This is a genomic window from Burkholderia sp. E168m23, from assembly GCF_016586125.1.
GTDB lineage: Bacteria > Pseudomonadota > Gammaproteobacteria > Burkholderiales > Burkholderiaceae > Burkholderia > Burkholderia orbicola.
Genome location: NZ_BCPP01000959.1, coordinates 1 through 2,692 on the forward strand (window position 1 = coordinate 1; position 2,692 = coordinate 2,692).

Sequence of the window (2,692 nt, forward strand, 5' to 3'; positions counted from 1 at the left end):
GTAGCGCGGCAGCGCGACGAGCGCTTCGGCGTCGAGCCAGTCATACAGCAGGAACGCGAGATCGCGTCGCGACATCAACAGACTCATCGTGCTGCCTCCCGGGTTGCCGGCCGTGTCAGCCGAATGAAGGGTTGCGTGACTGCAAGCGCTGGCAGGAATTTAGCACGGTCGTTCGCAAACGACAACGACGCGCAAGCTAGTCCGCGTATCCGGGATTACGCCGATCGAGCTGGCGCAGCAATCCGGGCCAGACGAGCGCCCCGGCGCCCATTCCGCGCGTGACCGCGGCGATCTGCTGCTTGATGCCGTCGAGAATCGGCTGCGCGATCGGCAGCAGCGTCGAGCCGCCCGCCTGCGCGCGCACCTGGATCATGCAGGCCGCTTCGAAGAAGTACATCGCGACGAACGCATCGGCCGGCGTCGCACCGACGGTCAGCAACCCGTGGTTGCGCAACATCAGGTTCGTGTTGCCGCCGAGGTCGCGCACGAGGCGCGCCTTCTCGCCCTCGTTGAGCGCGATGCCCTCGTAGTCGTGATAGCCGAGCGACGCCAGCACGCCGAGCGACTGCTGCGACAGCGGCAGCAAGCCCGCTTCCTGCGCCGAGACGGCCACGCCGTTGATCGAATGCGTGTGCATCACGCATTGCGCATCGTCGCGGGCCGCATGCACCGCGCTGTGGATCGTGAAGCCGGCCGGGTTGATCTCGTACGGCGATTCGGACACCTTGCGTCCGTCGAGATCCACCTTGACCAGCGACGACGCCGTGATCTCGTCGAACATCATCCCGTACGGGTTGATCAGGAAGTGGTGCTCGGGGCCGGGCACCCGCGCGGAAATATGGGTGAACACGAGATCGTCCCAGCCAAACAGCGCGGTGAGGCGATACGCGGCCGCCAGGTTGACTCGTGCATCCCATTCGGCGGGAGAAACCGTCTGTTTCACACTGACATCGGATGAGGTCACGTCATGCTCCTTGTTCAGGGCTCGAAGTGAGCCGGGCCGCACGATGCGGCCCGGCGCGGGACAGATGCTGCGTCAACCGGCCTGCGGTTTCGCGAGCTGATCGGCCACCGGCAGGCTGCGGATACGCGTGCCGGTCGCCGCGAAGATCGCGTTGGTCAGCGCCGGCGCGACGGGCGGCAGGCCCGGTTCGCCGACACCGCCGAGCGGCGTCGCGTAATCGTCCGGCGCGACGAGATGCACGCGGATCTCGCGCGGCGCCTCGTTCATTCTCAGCACCTGGAAGCCGTTGAAGTTGCTCTGCTCCGGGCGGCCGTCCTTGAACGTGATCTCGCCGTGCAGCGCGATGCCGAGCCCCATCACCACCGCGCCCTCGAGTTGCGAACGCACGCGCTCCGGATTGACCTGCGGCCCGCAGTCGATCGCGATGTCGACGCGCGGCACCGAGATCCTGCCGTCCGCATCGACCTGCACCTCGCACACCGCGGCCGTGTACGACACGAAGCTGCGATGCGCGGCGATCCCGAGCCCGTGCCCCTTCGGCAGCTTGCGCCCCCACCCGGCTTCGCGCGCGACCGTCTCGACCACGCGCCGCAGCCGCCCCGTATCGACCGGATACAGCGCGGGGTCCTCGCCGTAGTTCACGTTTTTCACCGTGATGTGCGGCTCGAAACGCCGCGCGGGCCCGATCAGGTCGAGCAGGAAATCCTTCGGATCGCGGCCGGCCGCATGCGCGAGCTCCGATACGAAACTCTGGATGCCGAACGCATGCGGAATGTTGTACACCGAGCGGAACCAGCCGATCCGCGTGTGCGCTTGCGCGGCCGGATTCTCGATCCGCACGTTCGGAATCGCGAACGGCAGATCCGCGATGCCTTGCGCGAGCTCGCCCGGCTGCTCGTGCACGACGCCGGGCCGGAACGTCGACTGGATCGATGGCGCGACCGTGCGATGCTGCCACGCGACCACCTTCCCCGACGCATCGATCCCGCCGTCGAACGCTTCGAGCGACACCGCGTGGAAGTAGTCGTGCGCGATGTCGTCCTCGCGCGTGAAGGTCAGCTTCACGGGTGCGCCGACCGCCTTCGACAGCAGCGCGGCTTCCACCACGTAATCGGGCTTGGACTTGCGGCCGAACCCGCCGCCGAGCAGCGTCACGTTGACCGTCACGCGCTCCGTCGGCAAGCCGAGCGCCTTCGCGATTTCGTCGCGCGTGGTCTGCGGCGCCTGCGTGCAGGTCCATACTTCGCAGCGGCCGTCGGCCACCCGCACGACGGCCGCGGGCGGCTCCATCGTCGCGTGCGCGAGATGCGGAATGTAGTACGTCGCGCGCACGCGTTTCGCCGCACCGGCGAGTGCCGCCGCCGCGTCGCCGTCGCTGCGGATCACGTCGCCCGGCTGCGCGGCAGCCGCTTCGAGCGCCTTGCGATATTCGGCCGAGTCGTAGCCCGCGTTGGGTCCGTGCTTCCAGTCGATCTTCAACTGCGCGCGTGCCTGGATGGCCGTCCACGTATCGTGCGCAATCACGGCCACGCCGCCGAGCGGCTGGAAGCCGGAAGGCAGCGGCGTCGACGCCAGTTGCACGACCTTCACGACACCCGGCAGCTTCCCGGCAGCCGATGCATCGAACGACGCCACCGTATCGCCGTAGACCGGCGGGCGCGCGACGACCGCGTACAGCATGCCGTCGAGCCGCGTATCGATCCCGTACTGCGCCCGCCCGCCTACGAT

General features: G+C 68.1%; 3 protein-coding genes. All 3 read right to left on the reverse strand.

What is annotated here, in order from left to right; translation table 11 throughout:
- Nucleotides 1–87: acyl-CoA dehydrogenase N-terminal domain-containing protein (locus JMF90_RS40805; protein ID WP_201325972.1), on the reverse strand; the 87-nt coding region annotated here is incomplete at its 3' end.
- A gap of 109 nt (nt 88–196) precedes the next feature.
- The gene (locus JMF90_RS32565; protein ID WP_011545123.1) at nt 197–964 is read right to left on the reverse strand and encodes a class II aldolase/adducin family protein; all 768 of its coding nucleotides are present in this window, start codon (nt 962–964) and stop codon (nt 197–199) included.
- 72 nt (nt 965–1,036) lie between these two features.
- On the reverse strand, nt 1,037–2,692 hold a 1,656-nt coding region (locus JMF90_RS32570; RefSeq protein ID WP_201325971.1), incomplete at its 5' end, for a xanthine dehydrogenase family protein molybdopterin-binding subunit.